General features: G+C 61.8%; 22 protein-coding genes and 2 tRNA genes. 15 read left to right on the top strand and 9 right to left on the bottom strand.

Annotated features, from left to right (window positions below; genetic code table 11):
• Positions 1-53: 53 nt before the first annotated feature.
• Both choW and choV read left to right on the top strand, forming a co-directional pair.
• Positions 54-902 carry a choline ABC transporter permease subunit gene (gene choW / locus L1P09_RS01290; protein ID WP_235768934.1) on the top strand — a complete coding sequence of 283 codons (849 nt, stop codon included), beginning with the start codon at positions 54-56 and terminating at the stop codon, positions 900-902.
• On the top strand, positions 899-2,077 hold the full coding sequence (gene choV / locus L1P09_RS01285; RefSeq protein WP_235768336.1) for a choline ABC transporter ATP-binding protein: 1,179 nt from the start codon (positions 899-901) through the stop codon (positions 2,075-2,077). Before choW ends, choV begins: the two co-directional genes overlap by 4 nt.
• Positions 2,078-2,180: 103 nt before the next feature.
• Here the strand turns inward: choV and hisF are convergent, their stop codons facing one another.
• The 6 genes from hisF to L1P09_RS01255 form a co-directional block, all read right to left on the bottom strand.
• On the bottom strand, positions 2,181-2,951 hold the full coding sequence (gene hisF / locus L1P09_RS01280; RefSeq protein ID WP_029886410.1) for an imidazole glycerol phosphate synthase subunit HisF: 771 nt from the start codon (positions 2,949-2,951) through the stop codon (positions 2,181-2,183).
• Between the two features lie 109 nt (positions 2,952-3,060).
• Complete coding sequence (gene hisA, locus L1P09_RS01275; RefSeq protein ID WP_009682884.1) at positions 3,061-3,792, bottom strand: 1-(5-phosphoribosyl)-5-[(5-phosphoribosylamino)methylideneamino]imidazole-4-carboxamide isomerase; 732 nt, start codon at positions 3,790-3,792, stop codon at positions 3,061-3,063.
• 114 nt (positions 3,793-3,906) lie between these two features.
• Complete coding sequence (locus L1P09_RS01270; RefSeq protein ID WP_009682883.1) at positions 3,907-4,167, bottom strand: DUF2164 domain-containing protein; 261 nt, start codon at positions 4,165-4,167, stop codon at positions 3,907-3,909.
• A complete protein-coding gene (hisH, locus tag L1P09_RS01265; RefSeq protein ID WP_009682882.1) occupies positions 4,168-4,806 on the bottom strand; it encodes an imidazole glycerol phosphate synthase subunit HisH in 639 nt (212 codons plus the stop codon). It lies immediately after the preceding gene.
• The gene (hisB, locus tag L1P09_RS01260) at positions 4,807-5,400 is read right to left on the bottom strand and encodes an imidazoleglycerol-phosphate dehydratase HisB (RefSeq protein WP_009682881.1); all 594 of its coding nucleotides are present in this window, start codon (positions 5,398-5,400) and stop codon (positions 4,807-4,809) included.
• A 282-nt stretch (positions 5,401-5,682) separates the two neighbouring features.
• Complete coding sequence (locus tag L1P09_RS01255; protein WP_047150101.1) at positions 5,683-7,344, bottom strand: OFA family MFS transporter; 1,662 nt, start codon at positions 7,342-7,344, stop codon at positions 5,683-5,685.
• A gap of 252 nt (positions 7,345-7,596) precedes the next feature.
• Between L1P09_RS01255 and L1P09_RS01250 the strand changes: the two genes are divergently transcribed.
• The 4 genes from L1P09_RS01250 (at position 7,597) to L1P09_RS01235 (ending at position 11,342) form a co-directional block, all read left to right on the top strand.
• A complete protein-coding gene (locus L1P09_RS01250) occupies positions 7,597-9,843 on the top strand; it encodes an AsmA family protein (protein ID WP_235768334.1) in 2,247 nt (748 codons plus the stop codon).
• Positions 9,840-10,904, top strand: coding sequence for an A/G-specific adenine glycosylase (gene mutY, locus L1P09_RS01245; RefSeq protein ID WP_009682877.1), 1,065 nt, complete (start codon positions 9,840-9,842; stop codon positions 10,902-10,904). Before L1P09_RS01250 ends, mutY begins: the two co-directional genes overlap by 4 nt.
• Positions 10,904-11,176 (top strand): oxidative damage protection protein, encoded by a 273-nt coding sequence (locus L1P09_RS01240; RefSeq protein ID WP_009682876.1) that lies wholly within the window; start codon positions 10,904-10,906, stop codon positions 11,174-11,176. The genes mutY and L1P09_RS01240 overlap by 1 nt, the downstream gene beginning before the upstream one ends.
• A 90-nt stretch (positions 11,177-11,266) precedes the next feature.
• Positions 11,267-11,342 (top strand) — tRNA-Phe (locus L1P09_RS01235).
• Between the two features lie 135 nt (positions 11,343-11,477).
• On the opposite strand, the gene L1P09_RS01230 is transcribed toward L1P09_RS01235, so the two are convergent.
• Positions 11,478-11,780 (bottom strand): addiction module antidote protein, encoded by a 303-nt coding sequence (locus L1P09_RS01230; protein WP_029887656.1) that lies wholly within the window; start codon positions 11,778-11,780, stop codon positions 11,478-11,480.
• 186 nt (positions 11,781-11,966) lie between these two features.
• Here L1P09_RS01230 and L1P09_RS01225 point away from each other — a divergent pair, with 186 nt between their 5' ends.
• Positions 11,967-12,407: a hypothetical protein gene (locus L1P09_RS01225; RefSeq protein ID WP_232892264.1), complete on the top strand. Its 441-nt coding sequence runs from the start codon at positions 11,967-11,969 to the stop codon at positions 12,405-12,407.
• A 180-nt stretch (positions 12,408-12,587) separates the two neighbouring features.
• On the opposite strand, the gene gabP is transcribed toward L1P09_RS01225, so the two are convergent.
• Positions 12,588-13,973 (bottom strand): GABA permease, encoded by a 1,386-nt coding sequence (gene gabP / locus L1P09_RS01220; protein WP_235768332.1) that lies wholly within the window; start codon positions 13,971-13,973, stop codon positions 12,588-12,590.
• A gap of 641 nt (positions 13,974-14,614) precedes the next feature.
• Here gabP and L1P09_RS01215 point away from each other — a divergent pair.
• The 5 genes from L1P09_RS01215 to L1P09_RS01195 all read left to right on the top strand — a co-directional run bounded on the left by L1P09_RS01215 (position 14,615) and on the right by L1P09_RS01195 (position 18,922).
• Positions 14,615-15,388 carry an ABC transporter ATP-binding protein gene (locus L1P09_RS01215; protein WP_054905007.1) on the top strand — a complete coding sequence of 258 codons (774 nt, stop codon included), beginning with the start codon at positions 14,615-14,617 and terminating at the stop codon, positions 15,386-15,388.
• 11 nt (positions 15,389-15,399) lie between these two features.
• Positions 15,400-16,152, top strand: a complete 753-nt coding sequence (locus tag L1P09_RS01210) for an ABC transporter substrate-binding protein (RefSeq protein ID WP_029887658.1) — start codon at positions 15,400-15,402, stop codon at positions 16,150-16,152.
• A 54-nt stretch (positions 16,153-16,206) separates the two neighbouring features.
• Positions 16,207-16,899, top strand: coding sequence for an ABC transporter permease (locus tag L1P09_RS01205; RefSeq protein ID WP_029887659.1), 693 nt, complete (start codon positions 16,207-16,209; stop codon positions 16,897-16,899).
• Complete coding sequence (locus tag L1P09_RS01200; protein WP_009682869.1) at positions 16,899-17,588, top strand: ABC transporter permease; 690 nt, start codon at positions 16,899-16,901, stop codon at positions 17,586-17,588. The genes L1P09_RS01205 and L1P09_RS01200 overlap by 1 nt, the downstream gene beginning before the upstream one ends.
• 128 nt (positions 17,589-17,716) lie before the next feature.
• A complete protein-coding gene (locus tag L1P09_RS01195) occupies positions 17,717-18,922 on the top strand; it encodes a methyltransferase (protein ID WP_235768330.1) in 1,206 nt (401 codons plus the stop codon).
• A gap of 230 nt (positions 18,923-19,152) precedes the next feature.
• Here the strand turns inward: L1P09_RS01195 and L1P09_RS01190 are convergent, their stop codons facing one another.
• Positions 19,153-19,428, bottom strand: a complete 276-nt coding sequence (locus tag L1P09_RS01190; protein WP_029885296.1) for a DUF3077 domain-containing protein — start codon at positions 19,426-19,428, stop codon at positions 19,153-19,155.
• A gap of 500 nt (positions 19,429-19,928) precedes the next feature.
• Between L1P09_RS01190 and L1P09_RS01185 the strand changes: the two genes are divergently transcribed.
• The 3 genes from L1P09_RS01185 to ltrA all read left to right on the top strand — a co-directional run bounded on the left by L1P09_RS01185 (position 19,929) and on the right by ltrA (position 22,244).
• Positions 19,929-20,177: a hypothetical protein gene (locus L1P09_RS01185; RefSeq protein WP_009682865.1), complete on the top strand. Its 249-nt coding sequence runs from the start codon at positions 19,929-19,931 to the stop codon at positions 20,175-20,177.
• A 98-nt stretch (positions 20,178-20,275) separates the two neighbouring features.
• A tRNA-Thr gene (locus tag L1P09_RS01180) sits at positions 20,276-20,351 on the top strand.
• Between the two features lie 471 nt (positions 20,352-20,822).
• Positions 20,823-22,244 carry a group II intron reverse transcriptase/maturase gene (gene ltrA, locus L1P09_RS01175; RefSeq protein WP_222186725.1) on the top strand — a complete coding sequence of 474 codons (1,422 nt, stop codon included), beginning with the start codon at positions 20,823-20,825 and terminating at the stop codon, positions 22,242-22,244.
• Positions 22,245-22,596 lie beyond the last annotated feature (352 nt).

The raw sequence follows: 22,596 nt of genomic DNA, 5'->3' as shown, positions 1-22,596 counted from the left end.
CAGGACCGTGCCTGCCCCGGGTTGAGTTCAATCTATGCAGGTGGAAGCTCGCTATCATGCTTATCGATCAGAAAATACCGCTGGGTCAGTACATCGCCTCGTTCGTTGAATGGCTGACCCTGCACGGCGCGAGTTACTTCGACGCCATCGCACAGGGCCTGGAGTTCATGATCCACGGCGTCACCAGTGCCTTGACCTGGTTCAACCCGTTCGTCCTCACCGCCCTGTTCGCCGCCCTGGCGCACCTCATCCAGCGTAAATGGTCGCTGACCGCATTCGTCGCCCTGTCGTTCCTGTTGATTCTCAACCTGGGTTACTGGCAGGAAACCATGGAAACCCTGGCACAAGTGACCTTCGCCACCGTGGTGTGCGTGGCCATCGGTGTGCCGCTGGGCATCGTCGCCGCGCACAAACCCATGTTCTACACCGCCATGCGCCCGGTGCTCGACCTGATGCAAACGGTACCCACCTTCGTGTATCTGATCCCCACCCTGACGCTGTTCGGCCTGGGCGTGGTGCCAGGGCTGATCTCGACCGTGGTGTTCGCCATTGCCGCCCCTATCCGCCTCACCTATCTGGGCATCTGCGACGTACCGCAGGAGCTGATGGACGCCGGCAAGGCGTTTGGCTGCTCGCGCCGCCAACTGCTCACCCGTATCGAACTGCCGCATGCGATGCCCAGCATCGCCGCCGGCGTTACCCAGTGCATCATGTTGTCGCTGTCGATGGTGGTGATCGCCGCCCTGGTCGGCGCTGACGGCCTGGGCAAACCTGTGGTCAACGCACTGAACACCGCCGATATTTCCCTGGGCTTCGAAGCGGGCCTGGCGATCGTGCTGCTGGCGATCATGCTCGACCGTATCTGCAAGCAACCGGAACTGCCGGTAAGGGGTGAAGCATGAGCATCATTCGTTTCGAAGACGTCGACGTCATTTTCTCCAACAAGCCACGCGAGGCGCTGGCACTGCTGGACAAAGGCCAGACTCGCGAGCAGATCCTTAAGCAGACCGGCCTGGTGGTGGGCGTCGAAAAAGCCAACCTGGACATCCAGAAGGGCGAGATCTGCGTGTTGATGGGCCTGTCCGGTTCGGGCAAGTCGAGCCTGCTGCGCTGCATCAACGGCCTGAACACCGTCAGCCGCGGCAAGCTGTTTGTCGAACATGAAGGCAAGCACATCGACATCGCCCACTGCACCCCGGCCGAGCTGAAAATGATGCGCACCAAGCGCATTGCCATGGTGTTCCAGAAGTTTGCCCTGATGCCCTGGCTGACGGTACGCGAGAACATCAGCTTTGGCCTGGAAATGCAGAGCCGGCCAGAAAAGGAACGGCGCAAGCTGGTCGACGAGAAGCTTGAGCTGGTGGGCCTGACCCAGTGGCGCAACAAGAAGCCGGAAGAACTGTCGGGCGGCATGCAGCAACGTGTTGGCCTGGCCCGCGCGCTGGCGATGGACGCCGACATCCTGCTGATGGACGAACCCTTCTCGGCACTGGACCCGCTGATCCGCCAGGGCTTGCAGGACGAACTGCTGGGCCTGCAGGCCAAACTGAGCAAGACCATCGTGTTCGTCAGCCATGACCTGGACGAGGCGTTGAAGCTGGGTAGCCGTATCGCGATCATGAAAGACGGCCGGATCATCCAGTACAGCAAGCCGGAAGAAATCGTGCTAAACCCGGCCGACGAGTACGTGCGTACCTTCGTCGCCCACACCAACCCGCTGAACGTACTTTGCGGCCGCAGCCTGATGCGCAGCCTGGACAACTGCAAACGGGTCAATGGTTCGGTGTGCCTCGACCCGAGCGGCGACTCGTGGCTGGACCTGGGCGAAGGCAACTCGATCAAGCGCGCACGCCAAGGGCAAAACGGCCTGGAGATGCAGCAATGGGCGCCGGGGCAGTCGGTGGAAGGCCTGGGGCGTCGGCCGACGTTGGTGCATGCGGACATCGGCATGCGTGAAGCGCTGCAGATTCGCTACCACACCGGCAACAAGCTGGTGCTGCAGGAGAACGACAAACTGGTGGGGATCCTGGGGGATACCGAGCTGTATCACGCACTGCTTGGCAAGAACCACGGGTGATGCAATTGGGGCCGCGTTGCGGCCCTTTCGCGGGCACGCCCGCTCCCACAGTGTAGGAGCGGGCGTACCCGCGAAGGGCTGCCAAGCAGCCCCACTCAATGTTTCAGCGAACGACGATCCCGCGCGCTGCCATGTAGGCCTTGGCCTCCGGCACCGTGTACTCGCCAAAGTGGAAAATGCTGGCCGCCAACACCGCGCTGGCATGCCCTTGCACAATACCGTCAGCCAGGTGCTGCAGGTTACCCACCCCGCCCGAGGCAATCACTGGAATACCCAGCGCATCGCTGATGGCCCGGGTAACACCCAGGTCGAAGCCGCTCTTCATGCCGTCCTGGTCCATGCTGGTCAGCAGGATCTCGCCGGCACCCAGGCCCTCCATCTTCTTTGCCCATGCCACCGCATCCAGCCCGGTCGGCTTGCGCCCACCGTGGGTGAAGATTTCCCAGCGGGGTTCTTCACCCGGCCCGGACACCTTCTTGGCGTCGATGGCCACGACAATGCACTGCGAGCCAAAACGGTCTGCCGCCTCGCCCACGAACTCCGGGTTGAACACCGCGGCGGTGTTGATCGACACCTTGTCTGCCCCGGCATTGAGCAGGTTGCGGATGTCCTGCACGGTACGCACGCCACCGCCCACGGTCAGCGGGATGAACACCTGGCTGGCCATGCGCTCGACGGTATGCAGGGTGGTATCGCGGCCATCGACGCTGGCGGTGATGTCGAGGAAAGTGATTTCGTCGGCACCCTGCTCGTTGTAGCGACGGGCAATTTCCACCGGGTCGCCGGCATCACGGATGTTCTCGAACTTGACGCCCTTGACCACCCGGCCGTTGTCCACGTCCAGGCAAGGGATGATGCGTTTAGCTAAAGCCATGGAAGCTCCTGGGGGCAGCTGCAAGCTTCAAGCGGCAAGCTGCAAGATAAAGCAGTACGCGGTCCGGCTTTTCTCTTGCAGCTTGCAGCTTGCAGCTTGCCGCTCCTATTCAATAGTTGTCGCAGAAGGCCTGGGCCTCGGCCACGTCGAGGGTGCCTTCGTAGATGGCACGGCCGGTGATGGCGCCGATGATGCCGGGGGCCTTGGCGTCCAGCAGAGCCTTGATGTCACCCAGGTTGTGAATGCCGCCCGAGGCAATTACCGGAATCGAGGTGGCTTCGGCCAATGCCTTGGTGAATGGCACGTTGCAGCCTTGCATCATGCCGTCCTTGGCGATGTCGGTGTAGACGATCGCCGAAACGCCATCGGCCTCGAAACGCTTGGCCAGGTCGATGACCTGCACCGAGCTGACTTCGGCCCAGCCGTCGGTGGCGACGAAGCCGTCCTTGGCATCCAGGCCAACGATGACCTTGCCTGGGAAGGCCTTGCACGCCTCGGCGACGAACGCTGGCTGCTTGACCGCCTTGGTGCCGATGATCACATAGCTGACGCCAGCCTTGACGTAGTGCTCGATGGTTTCCAGCGAACGAATGCCGCCGCCGATCTGAATCGGCAGGGTGGGGTAGCGCTTGGCAATGGCAGTGACCACTTCACCGTTGACCGGCTGGCCTTCGAAGGCGCCGTTCAGGTCGACCAGGTGCAGGCGGCGGCAGCCACCCTCGACCCACTTGGCGGCCATGCTCACCGGGTCGTCGGAAAATACCGTGGAGTCTTCCATACGGCCCTGGCGCAGGCGCACGCAGGCACCGTCCTTCAGATCGATAGCGGGGATAATCAGCATGCTCTTTCCTTCGTCAATTCAAGCGGCAAGTTGCAAGCGACAAGCTGCAAGCAATGCGCGTCGTGTATTCGATAGGCGATCCAGCTTCGGCTTGCAGCTTGAAGCTTGCAACTTTCAGCTTTTTTCAAGCGCCCACAGATCGCTTTCGATGCTCTCGAACCGCTCCTTGAGGTGCAGCTGAACATCGGCAATCGCCCTGTTGTAGTAATGGGGTGCAATTTCTTTGCTGAACAGCTCAAGGACCTCAGCCACCTCGAAAGACCCCAGCTCCAGCTCGAAACGGTCTTCGAGGAAGCGTTTGAGCGTAGCGAGCGCGTCGCGCTCCTGCTCAGGGGCCAGGGTGATGATCGGGGCCTTGGTCTTTGACCTGCTCATTTACCAACGCCCGTCCCAGGCGACGAAATTCTGCAGCAGTTGCAGGCCATGGGTATGGCTTTTCTCTGGGTGGAACTGCACGGCGAAGCGCGAGCCATCGGCCAGTGCGGCAGCGAAATCGACGCCGTAGTGGCCACGGCCGACCACCTGGCCAGGCTTGCCGGCATTGATGTAGTAGCTGTGCACGAAATAGAAACGTGCGCGGTCCGGAATGTCGTGCCACAGCGGGTGGTGGATGGTCTGGCTGACTTCGTTCCAGCCCATGTGCGGCACCTTCAGGTGCTCGCCGTCTTCTTGCAGGTCTTTGCCGAAGAAGCGCACCTGGCCGGGGAACAAACCGATGCAGTCGACGCCGGTGTTCTCCTCGCTGTGTTCGAGCAGTGCCTGCATACCCACGCAGATGCCCAGGAACGGCCGGTCCTGGCTGACTTCGCGCACCAGGCTGTCGAAGCCCAGGCGGCGGATTTCGGCCATGCAGTCGCGAATCGCACCTACCCCAGGGAACACCACGCGATCCGCCTCGCGGATGACCGCCGCATCACTGGTCACCAGCACTTTACCGGCACCGACGTGCTCGAGCGCCTTGGCCACCGAGTGCAGGTTGCCCATGCCATAGTCGATTACGGCTACCGTCTGCATTTACAGGCACCCTTTGGTGGACGGCATCTGGCCGGCCATGCGCTCGTCCAGGGTGACCGCCATGCGCAGGGCACGGCCGAACGCCTTGAACACGGTTTCGATCTGGTGGTGAGTGTTGTGGCCACGCAGGTTGTCGATGTGCAGAGTAACCAGGGCGTGGTTGACGAAGCCCTGGAAAAACTCCTGGAACAGGTCGACATCGAAGCCGCCGACGCTGGCCCGGGTATACGGCACATGCATTTGCAGGCCTGGGCGGCCCGAGAAGTCGATGACCACGCGCGACAGCGCTTCGTCCAGCGGCACGTAGGCGTGGCCGTAGCGGAAGATGCCCTTCTTGTCACCGATGGCCTGGGCGAATGCCATGCCCAGGGTGATGCCAACGTCTTCGACGGTATGGTGGTCGTCGATATGGGTGTCACCCTTGCACTCGATATCCAGATCGATCAGCCCGTGGCGGGCGATCTGGTCCAGCATGTGTTCCAGGAAAGGCACACCGATATCGAATCGGGCCTTGCCACTGCCATCGAGGTTGATCGAGCACTTGACCTGGGTTTCCAGGGTATTGCGCTCGACGGAAGCCTTACGTTCGACCATCACCAGCTCCGCAAAATCATTGGGCGAAAAGGGTGCCATTATAGGCCCAGAACGCGCCAGCTTGAAACGCGGATGACATATGGCAAAGCGAGCAATGACGGGGGGGTTGATAGCGCTACAGGTCTATACAACCGGGTGAAGGGGGCTGCTTTGCGGCCCATCGCGACACAAGGCCGCTCCTACAGGCCCAACCGTGTTCAAGGCCTAGGGTGGACCTGTGGGCGCTGGCTTGCCGGCGATAGGGCCGGTACAGCCGGCAAATTCAGCCGGCTGTATCACTCATCAATGGAACAGTACCGCCGTCTTTTGCAGGGTAATCCACACCCCCCAGGCCAACGGCACAACCACCACTGCCCAGGCCAACAGCACCAGTGGCAGGCTACCCGGCGCGGCTTTCCACTCCAGCGAACGCGCGCCATCGGCGCCCTTGTCATGGCTCAACGCCCGCTCGGCCGCCAGCTCGGCATCGCTCATGAAGTGCTTGTCGGCAACCGGCCGCACCAGCATGTTGCAGATAAAGCCCAGCACCAGCAGCCCGGCAAGGATATACAGCGTCATGTCATAGGCTGCCGCGCGTTCTACCCCGGCTGCCAGCTGCGACTCGCGCAGGTAGGTGATCAGCACTGGCCCCAGCACCCCTGCAGCCGCCCAGGCGGTCAGCAGGCGCCCATGAATGGCACCGACCATCTGCGTACCGAACAGGTCGGCCAGGTACGCCGGCACCGTGGCGAAGCCACCGCCATACATCGACAGGATGATGCAGAACGCCGCCACGAACAGCGCCACATTGCCCAGGTGGCCCATGTTCGGCACCAGGCTGTACAAGCCCACGCCCAGGGCGAAGAAAGCGAAGTAGGTGTTCTTGCGCCCGATGTAGTCTGAGAACGATGCCCAGAAGAACCGGCCACCGATGTTGAACAGGCTCAGCAGGCCGGTGAAGCCCGCGGCGATCGCGGCGATCTGCGCCAGCTGCGCGGCGTTCAGCTCGCTGAAGGTGAGCTCGTTGCCCAGCAGCTTGCCAGCGAACACTTCCTGCAGCAGCGGCGAAGCCATGCCGATGATACCGATGCCCGCAGACACGTTCAGGCACAGCACCAGCCAGATCAGCGCAAATTGCGGGGTTTTCCACGCCACGCTGACGTGCACGTGGCGGTCGGTGACCATGGTGTTGCCGGCTTTTTTCAGCGGCGCAGTCCAGCCTTCAGGCTTCCAGCCGGTGGGCGGCACACGGTAGGCCAGGGCGCCGGCAGTCATGAACACGAAGTAGATCGCCGCCATGGCAACGAAGCTCTGCCACACCCCCACTTCCTGCGCGTTGCCAAAGTGGCCCATCAGTGCGGTGGCCAGTGGCGCACCGACCATGGCGCCGCCGCCAAAGCCCATGATGGCCATGCCGGTAGCCATGCCGCGCTTGTCCGGGAACCATTTGATCAGGGTCGACACCGGCGAGATATACCCCAGCCCCAGGCCGATACCGCCGATCACCCCAGAACCCAGCCACATCAGCCACAGTTGGTGGGTTTTGACCCCAATGGCCGAAATCAGCATGCCGCCACACCAGCACAGCGCCGATACCAGGCCGGCCTTGCGTGGGCCGGCGTGCTCCAGCCAGCCACCCAGCACGGCCGCCGAGCAGCCCAGGAAGACGAAGAACAGGGTGTAGATCCAGCTCAGCATGGAAATCGGCCAGTCGCATTCGGCGCTGAACAGGCGGGCCACGAAGCCCATGTCGGCCGCGCACGCCACTGGGGCGGTGATACCCAGGGCTTGCGACAGTGGCAGCCAGAACACCGAGAAGCCATAGGCCATGCCGATACACAGGTGAATGGCCAGGGCAGCTGGCGGAACCAGCCAACGGTTGAAGCCCGGGCGGGCGATGATGCGCTCCTTCGACAGGAAGCCTGGCGTACTCGCCGGGGCGCCCGTCGTGACGGTACTGGTCATGAACGTGATCCTTTTCTTATAGGGTGAGGGCAGGCAAAGCGGCGCAAGGTTAGCAGGATCGAGTCGCGTGAAAGCAATCTGATATCGTGTTTTTTTTGCTTGGCTGAATCGATCATGTCCCCCTTTTGAAGCCGTACTACCGACTAAAAGCGTAGGAAATATCCTGCATCTCTGGTCGAATACGCAGGGATATCCATGGCGGCGCTATACTCAGCCGCTTGAATTTCAAAATCGGACTACAAGGATTCGCCCATGAAAGCGTTCGGCAAAATCCTGGGACTGGGGCTTCTCGGGTTGCTGCTGATCATCGTGGCGCTGGGCTTCGCCCTGACCCACCTATTCGATCCCAACGACTATAAAGACGAGATTCGCCAACTGGCGCGCGACAAGGCACATGTCGAACTGACCCTCAACGGTGATATCGGCTGGAGCCTGTTCCCATGGCTGGGCCTGGAGCTGCACGAGGCCAGCATCGCCACCCTGGCCAAACCCAAAGAGCCGTTCGCCGACCTGCAGATGCTCGGCTTGTCGGTACGGGTACTGCCGCTGCTGCGCCGCGAGGTGCAAATGAGCGACGTGCGCGTCGAGGGCCTGAACCTGACCCTGGCCCGTGACGAACAAGGCCATGGCAACTGGGAAGACATTGGCAAGCCGCTGCCTGCGCAGCCTGGCACTGCCACCGACGCGCCGGCCCAGGCCCCCTCCGAGCAGAAACCCGCGGCCGCCGACGGCAACGAACGCCCTGTCAAGCTGGACATCGACAGCCTGACCGTCAACAACGCCCGGGTGCAGTACACCGACGCCAAGACCGGCCAGAGCTACAGCGCTGAAAGCATCCAGCTGAGCACCGGCCCCGTGCATGAAGGCGCGAACATCCCGCTCAAGGCCAGTGCTTTTGTCAGTGCCAACCAGCCGAATATCAAAGCCCGCACCGAGCTGGCCGGCGAACTGCGTTTCGACCGCAAGCTCAAGCGCTACAACTTCGAGGACATGCGCCTGTCGGGTGAAACTTCGGGTGAACCGACCGGCGGCAAAACGGTGGCCTTCGTTGCCCAAGGCCAGCTGCTGGTCGACATGGCCGCCAATGTCGCCTCCTGGAACGGCCTGAAAGTCTCGGCCAACCAACTGCGCGCCCTGGGTGAACTGAACCTGCGCGACCTGGACAAGACCCCCCAGTTGAGCGGCGGCCTGTCCATTGCCCAGTTCGACCTGCGCACCTTCCTGGACGGCATCGGCCACCCGCTGCCGGCAACCAACGACCCGGCAGCCTTCGGCAAGCTGGAGCTGGTGACCCGCCTGCAAGGCACACCCAGCAGCCTGAGCCTGGATGACCTGGCGGTGAAGCTGGACGACAGCACGTTCAGCGGCCGCGTCGCCATCGAAGACTTCGCCAGGCAAGCCCTGCGCCTGCAGCTGAAAGGCGACAGCTTCGACGCCGACCGCTACCTGCCAGCCAAGAGCGAACAAGCCAAAGGCGCCACGGCGGCGCGCCAGGCCGAGGTCAAGCAACAGGAAGCCAGCGCGGTTGCCGGTGCCGGCACCACACCGCTGCCCAACGCACCGACCCAGGTAGCCTGGAGCGATGACAAGCTGCTGCCGGTCGACCGCCTGCGTACCCTGGACCTGCAGGCCGAGCTGGCCTTTGGCTCGCTGACCCTGGACAAACTGCCGATCGTCGACGCCCAGCTCAAGGCCAGCGGCCAGGGCGGCCTGTTGACCCTGCAAACCCTGCGCGGCGGCCTGTATAACGGCACCTTCGACGCCAAGGGCACGGTCGATGTGCGCCCTGCCGTGCCACAGCTGGGGGTCAGCACCCGCATACAACGGGTGCCGGTGGAGCACTTCATCAAGGCCGACGGCAAGGAGCAGGCGCCACCGGTCAAGGGCCTGCTGACCCTGACCAGTGATCTGACCGCCACCGGCAACAGCCAGAAGGCACTGGTGGACACGCTCAATGGCAGTGCAAACTTCACCATCAACGACGGTGTGCTGGTCAATGCCAACCTTGAGCAGCAACTGTGCCAGGCCATCGCCACCCTCAACCGCAAAACCCTCACCGGCGAGCCACGCGGCAAGGACACCCCGTTCCAGGAACTGCGTGGCAGCCTGGTGGTGCGCAATGGCGTTGCCAGCAACCCGGACCTCAAGGCACGCATCCCGGGCCTGACCGTGAACGGCCATGGCGACCTCGACCTGCGTGTACTGGGTATGGACTACAACATCGGCGTGATCGTAGAAGGCGACCAGCGTGCCATGCCGGACCCGGCCTGCCAGGTCAACGAGCGCTATGTGGGGGTTGAAGTACCGCTGCATTGCCGCGGCCCGCTGGAGCTGGGCGCCAAGGCCTGCCGCCTGGACCAGAACGGCCTGGGCAAGGTCGCAGCCAAGCTGGCCGGTGACCGCCTGAAAGACAAGATCGACGAAAAACTCGATGAAAAACTCGGAGACAAAGTGAGCCCGGAATTGAAAGACGCGCTCAAGGGGCTGTTCAAGCGATGACCCCCGAGCAGTTCTCCAGCGCTGTGCTGGACTGGTACGACGAACACGGCCGCCACGACCTGCCCTGGCAACAGGGCATAACCCCGTACCGGGTGTGGGTGTCGGAAATCATGTTGCAGCAAACCCAGGTCAGCACCGTACTGAACTACTTCGACCGCTTCATGCAGGCGCTGCCGACCGTGCAGGCGCTGGCCGAAGCGCCCGAAGACGAAGTGCTGCACCTGTGGACCGGGCTGGGTTACTACACCCGCGCCCGCAACCTGCAAAAAGCCGCGAAGATCGTCGTGGCGCAACATGGTGGCGAGTTCCCACGCAGTGTCGAGCAGCTCACCGAGCTGCCCGGTATCGGCCGCTCCACGGCCGGTGCCATCGCCAGCATCAGCATGGGCATTCGCGCGCCGATCCTCGACGGCAACGTCAAGCGCGTGCTGGCCCGCTTCACCGCCCAGGGCGGCTACCCGGGCGAACCGAAGGTGGCCAACCAGCTGTGGGCCACGGCCGAGCGTTTTACCCCGCAGCAGCGCGCCAACCACTACACCCAGGCCATGATGGACATGGGTGCCACGCTGTGCACGCGCAGCAAGCCCAGTTGCCTGATCTGCCCGCTGCAACGTGGCTGCGAAGCCCACCTGCACGGTGAAGAAACCCGCTACCCCGAACCCAAACCGCGCAAGGCGCTGCCACAGCGCCGCACGCTGATGCCACTGCTGGCCAACCACGAGGGCGCCATTCTGCTTTATCGGCGCCCGTCCAGCGGCCTGTGGGGTGGCTTGTGGAGCCTGCCAGAGCTGGACGACATCGCCCAACTCGACGACCTGGCCTACCAGCACGGTTTGCGCCTGGCCGGCAGCCAGGCCATGGATGGCCTGACCCACACCTTCAGCCACTTCCAGCTGGCGATCGAGCCCTGGCTGGTGCGTGTCGCGCCGCTTGGCGAGCACGTGGCCGAGGCTGACTGGCTCTGGTATAACCTCGCCACCCCGCCGCGCCTGGGCCTTGCCGCCCCGGTGAAAAAACTGCTTAAGCGCGCGGCCGACGAACTGATTGCAGGAGATGCCTGATGACCCGCACCGTGATGTGCCGCAAATACCAAGAAGAACTGCCAGGCCTGGAACGCCCGCCCTACCCCGGCGCCAAGGGCCAGGACATCTTCGAACACATCTCGCAGAAAGCCTGGGCCGACTGGCAGAAGCACCAGACCATGCTGATCAACGAGAAGCGCCTGAACATGATGAACGCCGAGGACCGCAAATTCCTCCAGGCTGAAATGGACAAGTTTTTCGCCGGTGAGGAATACGCCCAGGCGGAAGGCTACGTGCCACCCTCGGAATGACCCCACGAACCGTAAGCGACGGAATTAATTTAAAATTTTTTGAAAAAGTCGTTGACGGCCCGGGAGAAAATCTATTTAATTCACCTCGTCGCCCAGATAGCTCAGTCGGTAGAGCAGAGGATTGAAAATCCTCGTGTCGGCGGTTCGACTCCGTCTCTGGGCACCACCTTCAAGCTTCTGGTGGTTGCAAAGTTACCCGAAGCGACAACAAGAAACCCGCCAAGTGCGGGTTTTTTGTTGTCTGCGGTTTTTGCTCAAGCTTTGGCAGCCAAAGCATTTCGCCGCCAAGGCCCCATAAGCTTTACCCCACTGAGCGTGGCAGCACTTCGGCATGGAGCCGAACGCCAAGCGCCGCCATTACCTTCATGATGGTCGCCAGGCTCGGATTACCTTCAGCAGACAAGGCCTTGTACAACCCTTCCCGCGTGAGCCCAGTATCACGTGCCAACTGAGCCATACCACGAGCGCGAGCGATATCACCCAAGGCAGCAGCGAGCAGTGCAGGGTCGTTTTCCTCCAGACAGGCCTCAAGGTACAAGGCCATGTCCTCTTCAGTTTTCAAATGGTCCACAGCGTCCCATTTGGTCAGTTTGATGTTTGTCATGATGGTCTCCTAGAGGTCACGAGCCAGCTTGAGCGCAGATTTGATATCCCTGGCTTGGCTAGATTTGTGCATGCTGTTTGTGCGGGGGGGCCTGCCCTGCCCCCTCCAGCAGTTGCACTTGGGTTTCCTGGGCAACTGCGCTTCAATACGCGCACCTACCGAACACACCCAAGGATTCAAGCCCTCATGGCCACCCCTACCAAGCAACAAAAACGCGCCAAGCGTGCCGCCAGCAAGGCCAAGCAGAACCGCATGGTACGCAGCGGGCAGGCGGTCAAGGCCAGTGCCGGTGACAGCGCCAGCGTCGAGCAGGTGTACAACAAGGCGATGGAGTCGGGCAGCTACGACGCCATGTTCACCAAGATGAAGGAAGCACAGGAGAACGGCGGCCTGGTGCCGATGATTTCGGTATTCCTGGTAGACCCGCTTCTGGCGCTGGTTCTCAAGGGGCACAAGGAAGAACACGCCACCGACTATATCGTACTGGTGTTCACCGCCTACCGCGCGTGGCTCGACGGCGCCGATGAAGAGGCGACCATGGCCTGGCTGGAGAGCGATGAGTTCCAGGCGGCCTATGTAGCGGCCTCCGAGCTGGTGGCCAAGCAGCAGCAAAAACAGTTTGGCTGACAGGGCCATGCAGCCTGTACCGGCCTCTTCGCGGGCTCGCCCGCTCCCACAGGTCAAGCCAAGCCCGAGGGCAACGCCGCCCCTGTGGGAGCGGGCATGCCCGCGAAAGGGCCGGCCCAGGCAACAAAAAAGGCCGCACCCCCTCTCAGGACGCGGCCTTTTCAGTGCAGCCAGCGTGGATCAGTTATCCAGCGCCACCCGCCCGGCAGCTTCACGCTTGCGGTGCACCAGCAAGCCAGCCGCCACCACACCAATGCTCAGCAGCGCCGTTGCGATAATCTCGGCACGGTGGTCCTCGCGCAGGGCCATCACCACCAGAATCGCCACGATGAAGGCAATGGTCGCCCAGGTCAGGCCCGGGAACAGCCACATCTTGAAGGTGATCTTCTCACCACGGGCCTCACGCTGTGCGCGCATGCGCAGTTGCGACACGGCAATCACCAAGTACACCAGCAGCGCAATCGCACCCGAACTTGCCAGCAGGAACTCGAACACCTGGGCCGGGGCCACGAAGTTGGCGAACACGCACAGGAACGCTGCAGCCGTGGACAGCAATACCGCCACATGCGGCGTAGCGGCCTTGGTGGTGCGCTGGGCAACAGCCGGGGCATCACCGCGCTTGCTCAGCGAGAACAGCATGCGCGAAGAGGTGTACAGCGCCGAGTTCAGGCAACTGGTCACCGCAACCAGCACCACGATGTCGACGATCAACTTGGCATTCGGCACGCCGATGCGGCTGAGCACGGTCTGGTAGGAACCGGTTTCGGCCAGCGCCGGGTCGTTCCACGGCACCAGAGCCACCACCAGGGAGATCGAAACCAGGTAGAACAGGCAGATACGCCAGATCACCGAATTGGTCGCGCGGCTGATCTGCTTGCCCGGGTCTTTCGATTCGGCAGCGGCGATAGTGACGATTTCCGTACCCATGAACGAGAACATGGTGGTGAGCATGGCCGCCAGCACAGCACCCAGGCCGTTCGGCATGAAGCCCTGGGTGTCGAACAGGTGGCTGGCACCGCTGACCTGGCTATTGGGCACAAAGCCGAACATGGCCGCGCAACCCACAGCAATGAAGCCGATGATGGCCAGCACTTTCAACAGGGCGACCCAGAACTCGAACTCACCGTAGTTCTTTACGCTGCACAGGTTGGTCAGGGTCAGCGCCAGGGTGATGACCAGGGAGAAGGCCCACAGGTCTACGGCCGGGAACCAGGCATGCAGAATGGCCGCAGCGGCGTTGGCCTCAAGCGGGATTACCAGCACCCAGAACCACCAGTACAGCCAGCCAATGGTGAAGCCGGCCCAGCGCCCGATGGCACGGTCGGCATAAGTAGAGAACGAACCGGTGTCAGGCGAGGCGACCGCCATTTCACCCAGCATGCGCATCACCAGCACCACCAGCGTACCGGCGGCGGCATAGGCCAGCAGCACGGCCGGGCCGGCGGCCGCGATGGCGTGCCCAGAGCCTACGAACAGGCCGGCACCGATGACGCCAGCGATGGACAGCATGGTCACATGCCGTTGTTTGAGCCCCTGAGCGAGGTCATTGGAATTGTTACCGCTCATTGAAACTACCTTTGTAAGGAGTGGACCACTGCGACTGCGGTTACGGAGCGCGCCTGGGGTTGTACTAGGCGTCGCTGCAATCGGCGGTTTCCTGCTGGCAATAAGCGCGCCAGGTGCGCAATGCATTCGTCAGAATGCTCGCAGGGCCTTGCACGGCGTGGTTTGGAGGGCATTCGGCCAGGAAGTGACCGAAAGGCCGCTAATAAGGCAGATTACTGAAATACCCACTTACAAACGCACCAAAGGTGCCCCTCGGTAACACCCGTGCACCGCTGCAATGCAAAAAAGTGCAACCGCCAGGTACAACCAGAAACGCCGGACAGGCCTTCGCGGTCAAACCCGCAGCTGCGAGTGGCGCGCAACCTGGAACGTCGGGTTTACCGGCGAATGGTCTAAAACCGCTTCCATGAGCTGGCCAAAGCTGGCACCATCGCGCCTTTTTTCATCAAGGCACTGGTGCTGGGCGACACCTTCGCAGACATCTGCGCGACGTTACGCTGTAGCGATGCGACAAACTGCCCCACCAGCGCCCACAGTCCCCGGCGACCCTGTTGGCCGTCATAATGCCGCTATGCTAGCTTGGCGCACGCCAGGAAGGCCGCCAACAGCTGGGAACGCACCCGTACACATGAGGACCGCACATGGCTCAGGCCACGCCCGCGCTGGAAATCCGCAATCTGCACAAACGCTACGGCGAGCAGGAAATTCTCAAGGGTATTTCGCTGACCGCTCGCGACGGTGACGTGATCTCCATCCTGGGGTCGTCAGGCTCCGGCAAGTCCACCCTGCTGCGCTGCATCAACCTGCTCGAAAACCCGCACCAGGGCGAAATCCTGGTCGCTGGCGAAAGCCTCAAGCTCAAGTCCGCCAAAAACGGCGACCTGATCGCCGCCGACAACCGCCAGATCAACCGCCTGCGCAGCGAAATCGGCTTTGTCTTCCAGAACTTCAACCTGTGGCCGCACATGTCGATCCTCGACAACATCATCGAGGCGCCACGCCGTGTACTGGGCCAAAGCAAGGCCGAGGCTGTAGAAGCCGCCGAAGCGCTGCTGAACAAGGTTGGCATCTACGACAAACGCCACTGCTACCCCGCCCAGCTTTCCGGTGGCCAGCAACAGCGCGCCGCCATTGCCCGTACCCTGGCCATGAAGCCCAAGGTCATCCTGTTCGACGAGCCAACCTCGGCGCTCGATCCGGAAATGGTCCAGGAAGTGCTTAACGTTATCCGCGCACTGGCCGAAGAAGGCCGTACCATGCTGCTGGTGACGCACGAGATGAGCTTCGCCCGCCATGTGTCCAGTGAAGTCGTCTTCCTGCACCAAGGCCTGGTAGAAGAGCAGGGATCGCCGCAACAGGTCTTCGAAAACCCGACCTCGGCGCGTTGCAAGCAATTCATGTCCAGCCACCGCTAACGGAGCAATACATGCACACCTACAAGAAGTTTCTCCTGGCAGCTGCTGCCACGCTGGTGATGTCGGCGAACGCCATGGCCGCAGAAAAACTGCGCATGGGTATCGAAGCCGCCTACCCACCGTTCAACAACAAGGATGCCAGCGGTAATGTGATCGGCTTCGACAAGGACATCGGCGACGCCCTGTGCGCCAAGATGAAGGTCGAGTGCTCGGTCGTGACCTCCGACTGGGACGGTATCATTCCGGCCCTCAACGCCAAGAAGTTCGACTTCCTGGTGTCGTCGTTGTCGATTACCGACGAGCGCAAGCAGGCTGTCGACTTCACCGACCCGTACTACTCCAACAAGCTGCAGTTCATCGCACCGAAGAACGTCGACTTCAAGACCGACAAGGCCTCGCTCAAGGGCAAGGTCATCGGCACCCAGCGCGCCACCCTGGCCGGCACCTACCTTGAAGACAACTACCCGGGCGTAGACGTCAAACTCTACGACACCCAGGAAAACGCCTACCTGGACCTGGTGTCCGGCCGCATCGACGGCATCCTGGCCGACAAGTACGTGCAGTACGAGTGGCTGAAAAGCAAAGACGGCTCCAACTTCGAGTTCAAGGGCGAGCCGGTGATGGACAGCGACAAGATCGGCATTGCCGTGCGCAAGGGTGACACCCAGCTGCGCGACAACCTGAACAAGGCCCTGGCAGAAATCAAGGCCGACGGCACGTACAAGAAGATCAACGACAAGTACTTCCCGTTCAGCATCGAATGATCCGCCCTGACCTGCGCGCCCCTGCGGCGCGCAAGTCCCTAGAATGACCTGCCCATGAATATCGACCTGCACGGATTCGGTCCGGCCATGATGGCTGGCACCCTGATGACCGTAAAACTGGCGCTATGCGCCTTGCTGCTGGGCCTGGTTTTGGGCCTGCTTGGCGCCCTGGCCAAGACCTCTTCGATCAAGCCGCTGCAATGGCTTGGCGGTTTCTACTCGACCCTGGTGCGCGGCGTGCCCGAGCTGCTGTGGGTACTGCTTATCTATTTCGGCACCGTCGGGCTGATGAACACCCTCGGCGAAGCCCTGAATATGCCGGGCCTTGAGCTCAGCGCTTTCGCTGCGGGGGTGATTGCCCTGGGCCTGTGCTTCGGCGCCTACGCCACCGAAGTGTTCCGCGGGGCGATCCTGGCGATCCCCAAGGGCCACCGTGAAGCCGGCCTGGCGCTGGGCCTGTCCAAAGGCCGCATCCTGTCGCGGATCATTTTGCCGCAAATGTGGCGCATCGCCCTGCCCGGCCTGGGCAACCTGTTCATGATCCTGATGAAAGACACCGCCCTGGTGTCGGTGATCGGCCTGGAAGAAATCATGCGCCACGCGCAAATCGGCGTGACCGTGACCAAGGCACCGTTCACCTTCTACATGGTCGCGGCCTGCATCTACCTGAGCTTGACGATCATCGCCATGACCGGCATGTACTTCCTGGAAAAACGCGCCGCTCGCGGCTTTGCGAGGGCCGAATAATGAACTGGGAAGTCATCTTCAAATGGCTGCCACGCCTGGCTGAAGGCGCCGTGCTGACCTTGGAGCTGGTGGCCATTGCGGTGGTTGCCGGGTTGATCCTGGCCATCCCCCTAGGCATCGCCCGTTCCTCGCGCCACTGGTATGTGCGCGCCGTGCCGTTCAGCTATATCTTCTTCTTCCGTGGCACGCCGCTGCTGGTGCAGCTGTTCCTGGTGTACTACGGCCTGGCGCAGTTCGATGCCGTGCGCTCCAGCGCGCTGTGGCCGTACCTGCGCGATCCGTTCTGGTGCACGGTGCTGACCATGACCCTGCACACGGCGGCCTATATTGCCGAGATCCTGCGTGGTGCCCTGCAATCGATACCCAAGGGCGAGATCGAGGCCGCACGGGCCCTGGGCATGTCGCGGGGCAAAACGCTGTTCTACATCATGCTGCCGCGCGCTGCGCGCATCGGCCTGCCGGCGTACAGCAACGAAGTGATCCTGATGCTCAAGGCCAGTGCCCTGGCCAGTACCGTGACCCTGCTGGAACTGACCGGCATGGCCCGCACCATCATCGCGCGCACCTACCTGCCAGTGGAGATATTCTTCGCGGCCGGGGTGTTCTACCTGGCGATCTCGTTCTTGCTGGTGCAGGGCTTCAAGCTGCTGGAGCGCTGGCTGCGCGTGGATGCCAGCCAGGGCCGTTGATCGCTCACCGACTGCTTCGCGGGCACGCCCGCTCCCACAAGGTATAGCGCCATATTCAAGGCTGGCGCTGTACTTGTGGGAGCGGGCGTGCCCGCGAAGAGGCCCTTAAAACCTACACACATCTACCCATGGCCAACTACCTCCACAGCGACCAGCTAAGCACCCGCTTCCAGGCCCTCGACCAGTTCCTGATCGAGCACCAACAGCTGTGGAAACCGCGCCCCTTCACCACCCTGCAACTGGACTGGGAAACCACCCACCCCGAGCTCGCCGCCCACTTGCGCAAGTCCTCCCTGGCAGATGCAGAACACCCCGACGCTGCCGATTTGTTGCCGGCCCCGTTCCCGCAACTGGCCCGGCAAGCTGAACAGCTATCCGCCCTGGGCAACCTCCCGGCAACCGACCTGCGCCCCGCCGCCCACCGCTTGGACGTAGCGGTTCCCGGCCGCAAGTGGCAGCAGATCGAAGCCTTCGCCAGCCACCTGGCCTTCCGCAACCAGCCCCGCCACTGGCTGGACTGGTGCTCGGGCAAAGGCCACCTCGGCCGCCGCCTGCTGCAACCTGGCCAGCAGCTGACCTGCCTGGAATACGATCCCGAACTGGTCGCCGCTGGCCAAGCCCTGAGTGCGCACCATCACCTGCCAGCCGTACACGTACACCAGGACGTGATGGCCGGCGACAGCGCCCGTCACCTTGACGGTGCAAAAAGCGTGGTTGCCCTGCACGCCTGTGGCGACCTGCATGTACGCCTGTTGCAGCTGACCAGCCAGCTAGGCTGCCGGCAACTGGCCGTGGCGCCGTGCTGCTACAACCGGATCGCGCTGCAGCAGTACCAGGCGTTATCCACAGCCGCGCAAGCCTCCCGCCTGCAACTGTCGCTGGACGACCTTGCCCTGCCCCTGAGCGAAACCGTGACAGCCGGCGCCCGCGTGCGGCGCCAGCGCGACGCCTCCATGGCCCGCCGCCTCGGTTTCGACTTGCTGCAACGCCAGCAGCGGCAACATGACGAATACCTGCCCACACCTTCCCTGCCAGTGGCCTGGCTGGAGAAGCCCTTCGAGCACTACTGCCGTGACCTGGCGCAGCTCAAAAACCTGCCGCTAAGCGGCAACCCTGATTGGGTAGCGCTGGAAGCCGCAGGCTGGCAACGCCTGGCCGAGGTACGCAACCTGGAGCGGGTGCGTAACCTGTTCCGCCGGCCGTTGGAGCTGTGGCTGGTGCTCGATCGCGCCCTCTTCCTGAAAGAGCAGGGTTTCGACGTGCGGCTGGGGCTTTTCTGCGACTATCCACTGACCCCACGCAACCTGTTGATCCTTGCTGAACGCGACCGTTAGCCGCAGCACAACCTGTGGATAACTCTGTGAACAAGCTTGTGATTACCTGTTGGAGCCAAGCGCTATTTCAACCGCTTGGCTTATTCCGCCGCGCACCTGCAGCCCAGCAAAAACAGGCATTTGCGCAAAGACAAGCGGTGTAGCGATGCGGCATGGCTTTCGCTGAAGCTGCGAATGCCACTTGTGCATAAACATTTCTTGTGGTTAGCACAGGGAGCGTTTGCGGGGCCCTAGTGCGCCTTGTTCTTGGCGATCTCGATATCGTTCATCAGCGCCTTGGCCATGTCGCACAGGTAATCGGCAGCACCCAGGAATTTATGGTCGTCTTCCATATCGCCCTCACGGACCAAGTGCTTGATGTAGCCCATCAGGATGGAGACATGCTCATAGGCGGCATCGACCGGGATACCGGGCTCGACGCGGAGCAGATTGAGGGAGGGGTTGCCGGCGGGGAGGAAGGTTTCTACGCCTGCGGTGGTGATGGGGTCAGTAATTTCTTTCTTCATGGCAAAACCTTATTCGGGGAAAAGGGACTGCCAAAAATCTTTCTCACGGATTTCAGGTGGCAGCCGTACGCGGGGTGAGAAACCGGTCGAATAAGGAAGCCCGGCCAGACCGAAGTCTGCCCACGTACGGCCGCCATAAAGGGGTAGCGCATTATTCGAAGCAGGGTTCTCACACCCGGTCGCCTGAGCGACCCGGAAACGTTATCCGTGAGCCATTTTCCCGACAACAGCGATACTTCGGCGGCGCGCGTAGGATACGTCTGAAGCCTACAGATCCTGAAGCCTTCAGGTCCCAGGTTCAGAATTTTCGTACCTGCAGGCTAATCGATAAGTGTAGGAGCGGGTTCACCCGCGAAGAGGCCCTCCCAGGCAATCCCATGCTAAATCCACCCTCATCGGTGTATCATCCGCGCCCCAAATCATTAAAAAGTGAATCGCGCGCTGCCCAGCGGCCCTGCGATCTTCTGGCATTGCGCCAGATTCGACATTGGACCCACCCCATGCCACTAACCAAGCCCCTCGCCCTGCTCAGCTTCGCCCTGGCCCTGACGGCCTGCTCCCAACACCCAGCGTCGCACCCCAGCGACAACCTGGGCTGGAACCACCCCGGCATGCAGCTGGGCGGTGACAACGGCCTGCCCATGCGCACCGAAAGCCCCTGCCGCAAGCGCGGCTGCGACAACGACAAGCTGTTTTTCAACCCAGGTAAAAGCGAGCCAAGCGTCACCACCCTGCACCGCGGCTGGTAAGAAATTTCTTCTTTTAGGTCGGTGACTTAGCTCTTTTACGAACAATCGCAACGAAGTGGTTTACAGGCGCCAACCGATCGCTATAATGACGCCCCATTGCCGGTATAGCTCAGATGGTAGAGCAACTGACTTGTAATCAGTAGGTCCCGGGTTCGATTCCTGGTGCCGGCACCATACGCTGTACTCAAAAGGCTCACCGCAAGGTGGGCCTTTTTTGTTGTGCGCCAGGCATGGCGCGTTGCGCGTAAGCGCAACCTGCTTGGCTGTGGTGGCCAAGCGGGTGACTTGGAGGTGAAAGTCCTCTACACACCCGGCAAGGGGAAGTGTTAGCCGGAGGCAAGGGTGTCGCGGGCGACTGCGAATCTGAAGGAAGCCCGAGGCAAAATGCTGGCCTGACGAACAGGAAGCGGATCAGGCGGCACAGCGGGGTTAGGCGGCAACAATCGCCAAAGCCCAATACTTGCACGGAACGCTGTGACGTAAATCCGACAGGCATAAGCAGGAAGGTCACGCGAATTACCCTGGGAGATCTGTACGTTTGCCATTGTGCTACCGCGCGTCGAAAGGCGACGGGATGAGCGTGCAGAAGTCAGCCGAAGCCGTAGTAAGTGGCGGATAACCGCGCCACCAAGGGCCGAACAGGTTATGCCGCTAGTAGGCGTCACTGTCTCGTTGGTAGCCGTAATGCAGAAATTTCCCACAGCGGAAACTGTCATCCCGAATCCCGGCCAGAAGCCGAGGGTGATGCCTGACAGTGCAAAGGTGCCGGCGGCGTCAGCGACGTGGACGAACGCGGAGCCGGACACGCTGATGGAGCGGGTGCTTGCACCGGCCAACCTCAGACGTGCGTATCAACGCGTGGTCAGCAACAAGGGAGCGCCGGGTGCCGATGGCATGACGGTCGCTGACTTGGCGGGCTACATGAAACAGTATTGGCCAACCCTCAAGGCCAGGCTACTGGCCGGTGAATACCATCCACAAGCAGTGCGAGCGGTTGAAATTCCCAAGCCGCAGGGCGGCACACGGCAACTGGGAATCCCCAGCGTCGTGGATCGCTTGATCCAGCAAGCCTTGCAGCAACAGCTCACGCTCATCTTCGACCCACTGTTCTCGGACTACAGTTATGGCTTCCGTCCGGGCAGAAGCACACATCAAGCTGTCGAGATGGCCCGTGCCCATGTGGCATCGGGACATCGGTGGTGCGTGGAAATCGATCTGGAAAAGTTCTTCGATCGAGTCAACCACGACATCCTCATGGCCTGTATCGAGTGCCGGGTCAAAGATAAGTGCGTACTTAGGCTTATCCGTCGCTACCTTGAAGCGGGAGTCATGTCAGGTGGTGTCGTTAGCCCACGGCAGGAAGGGACGCCGCAAGGCGGCCCGCTCTCGCCGCTGCTGTCGAATATCCTGCTCGATGAATTTGACCGCGAACTGGAGCGGCGGGGCCATCGCTTCGTGCGCTATGCCGATGACGCGAACATTTATGTGCGCAGTCCTCGGGCTGGCGAGCGAGTACTGGTCAGTGTCGAGCGCTTCCTGAACCAACGTTTGAAACTGACGGTGAATCAGAAGAAGAGTCGAGTCGCGAGAGCCTGGAAGTGTGACTACTTGGGCTATGGGATGAGCTGGCATCAGCAGCCAAGGCTGCGGGTGGCAACGATGAGCCTGGGTCGCCTGCGCGACCGGCTCGCAGAGCTGCTACGCGGTGCACGGGGTCGCAAGATGGCAAATACCATCGAGCGGATAAACCCTGTATTACGAGGCTGGGCGGGTTACTTCAAGCTCAGCCAGAGCAAACGGCCACTTGAGGAACTGGATGGCTGGCTCAGGCACAAACTCCGCTGTGCCATCTGGCGCCAATGGAAGCAGCCCTCTACGAGGGTGCGCAACCTGATGCGCCTGGGTCTAAGTGAAGAGCGTGCCTGCAAATCAGCCTCTAATGGTCGAGGCCCATGGTGGAACTCGGGAGCATCTCATATGAATCAGGCGCTGCCGAAGAAGCTATGGGATCGACTCGGACTGGTCTCGATACTGGATACGATCAACCGGCTTAGCCGCATAGCCTGAACCGCCGTGTACGGAACCGTACGCACGGTGGTGTGAGAGGACGGCGGGTGTGAACCCGCCTCCTACTCGATTCCAGCCCACGCCCCAGAGCCCCGCTCAACTCGCTTGATGCAGGAGCAACTGTCTTTCTCAAAATTTGAAAAGCCTGCGCGATTCATTGTGGGAGCGGGCTTGCCCGCGAAGCAGGCGACGCGGCGTCTGGCACCGGTTCCGCCGGTGTTCGCGGGCCGCTCCTTCGGGCGGTGCCGAGCCGCAGATATGTGCCCACCACCCACCAATGTAGGACCCTTGCCTCGCGATGGGCTGCGCAGCATCCCCAGCAATCTCAAGTGGCGCATTGTCTGAGCATCAA

Source organism: Pseudomonas juntendi (assembly GCF_021560075.1).
GTDB lineage: Bacteria > Pseudomonadota > Gammaproteobacteria > Pseudomonadales > Pseudomonadaceae > Aquipseudomonas > Aquipseudomonas juntendi.
Note: the sequence above shows the minus strand (reverse complement) of the source record. Positions and strands in the feature narration are given on the sequence as shown.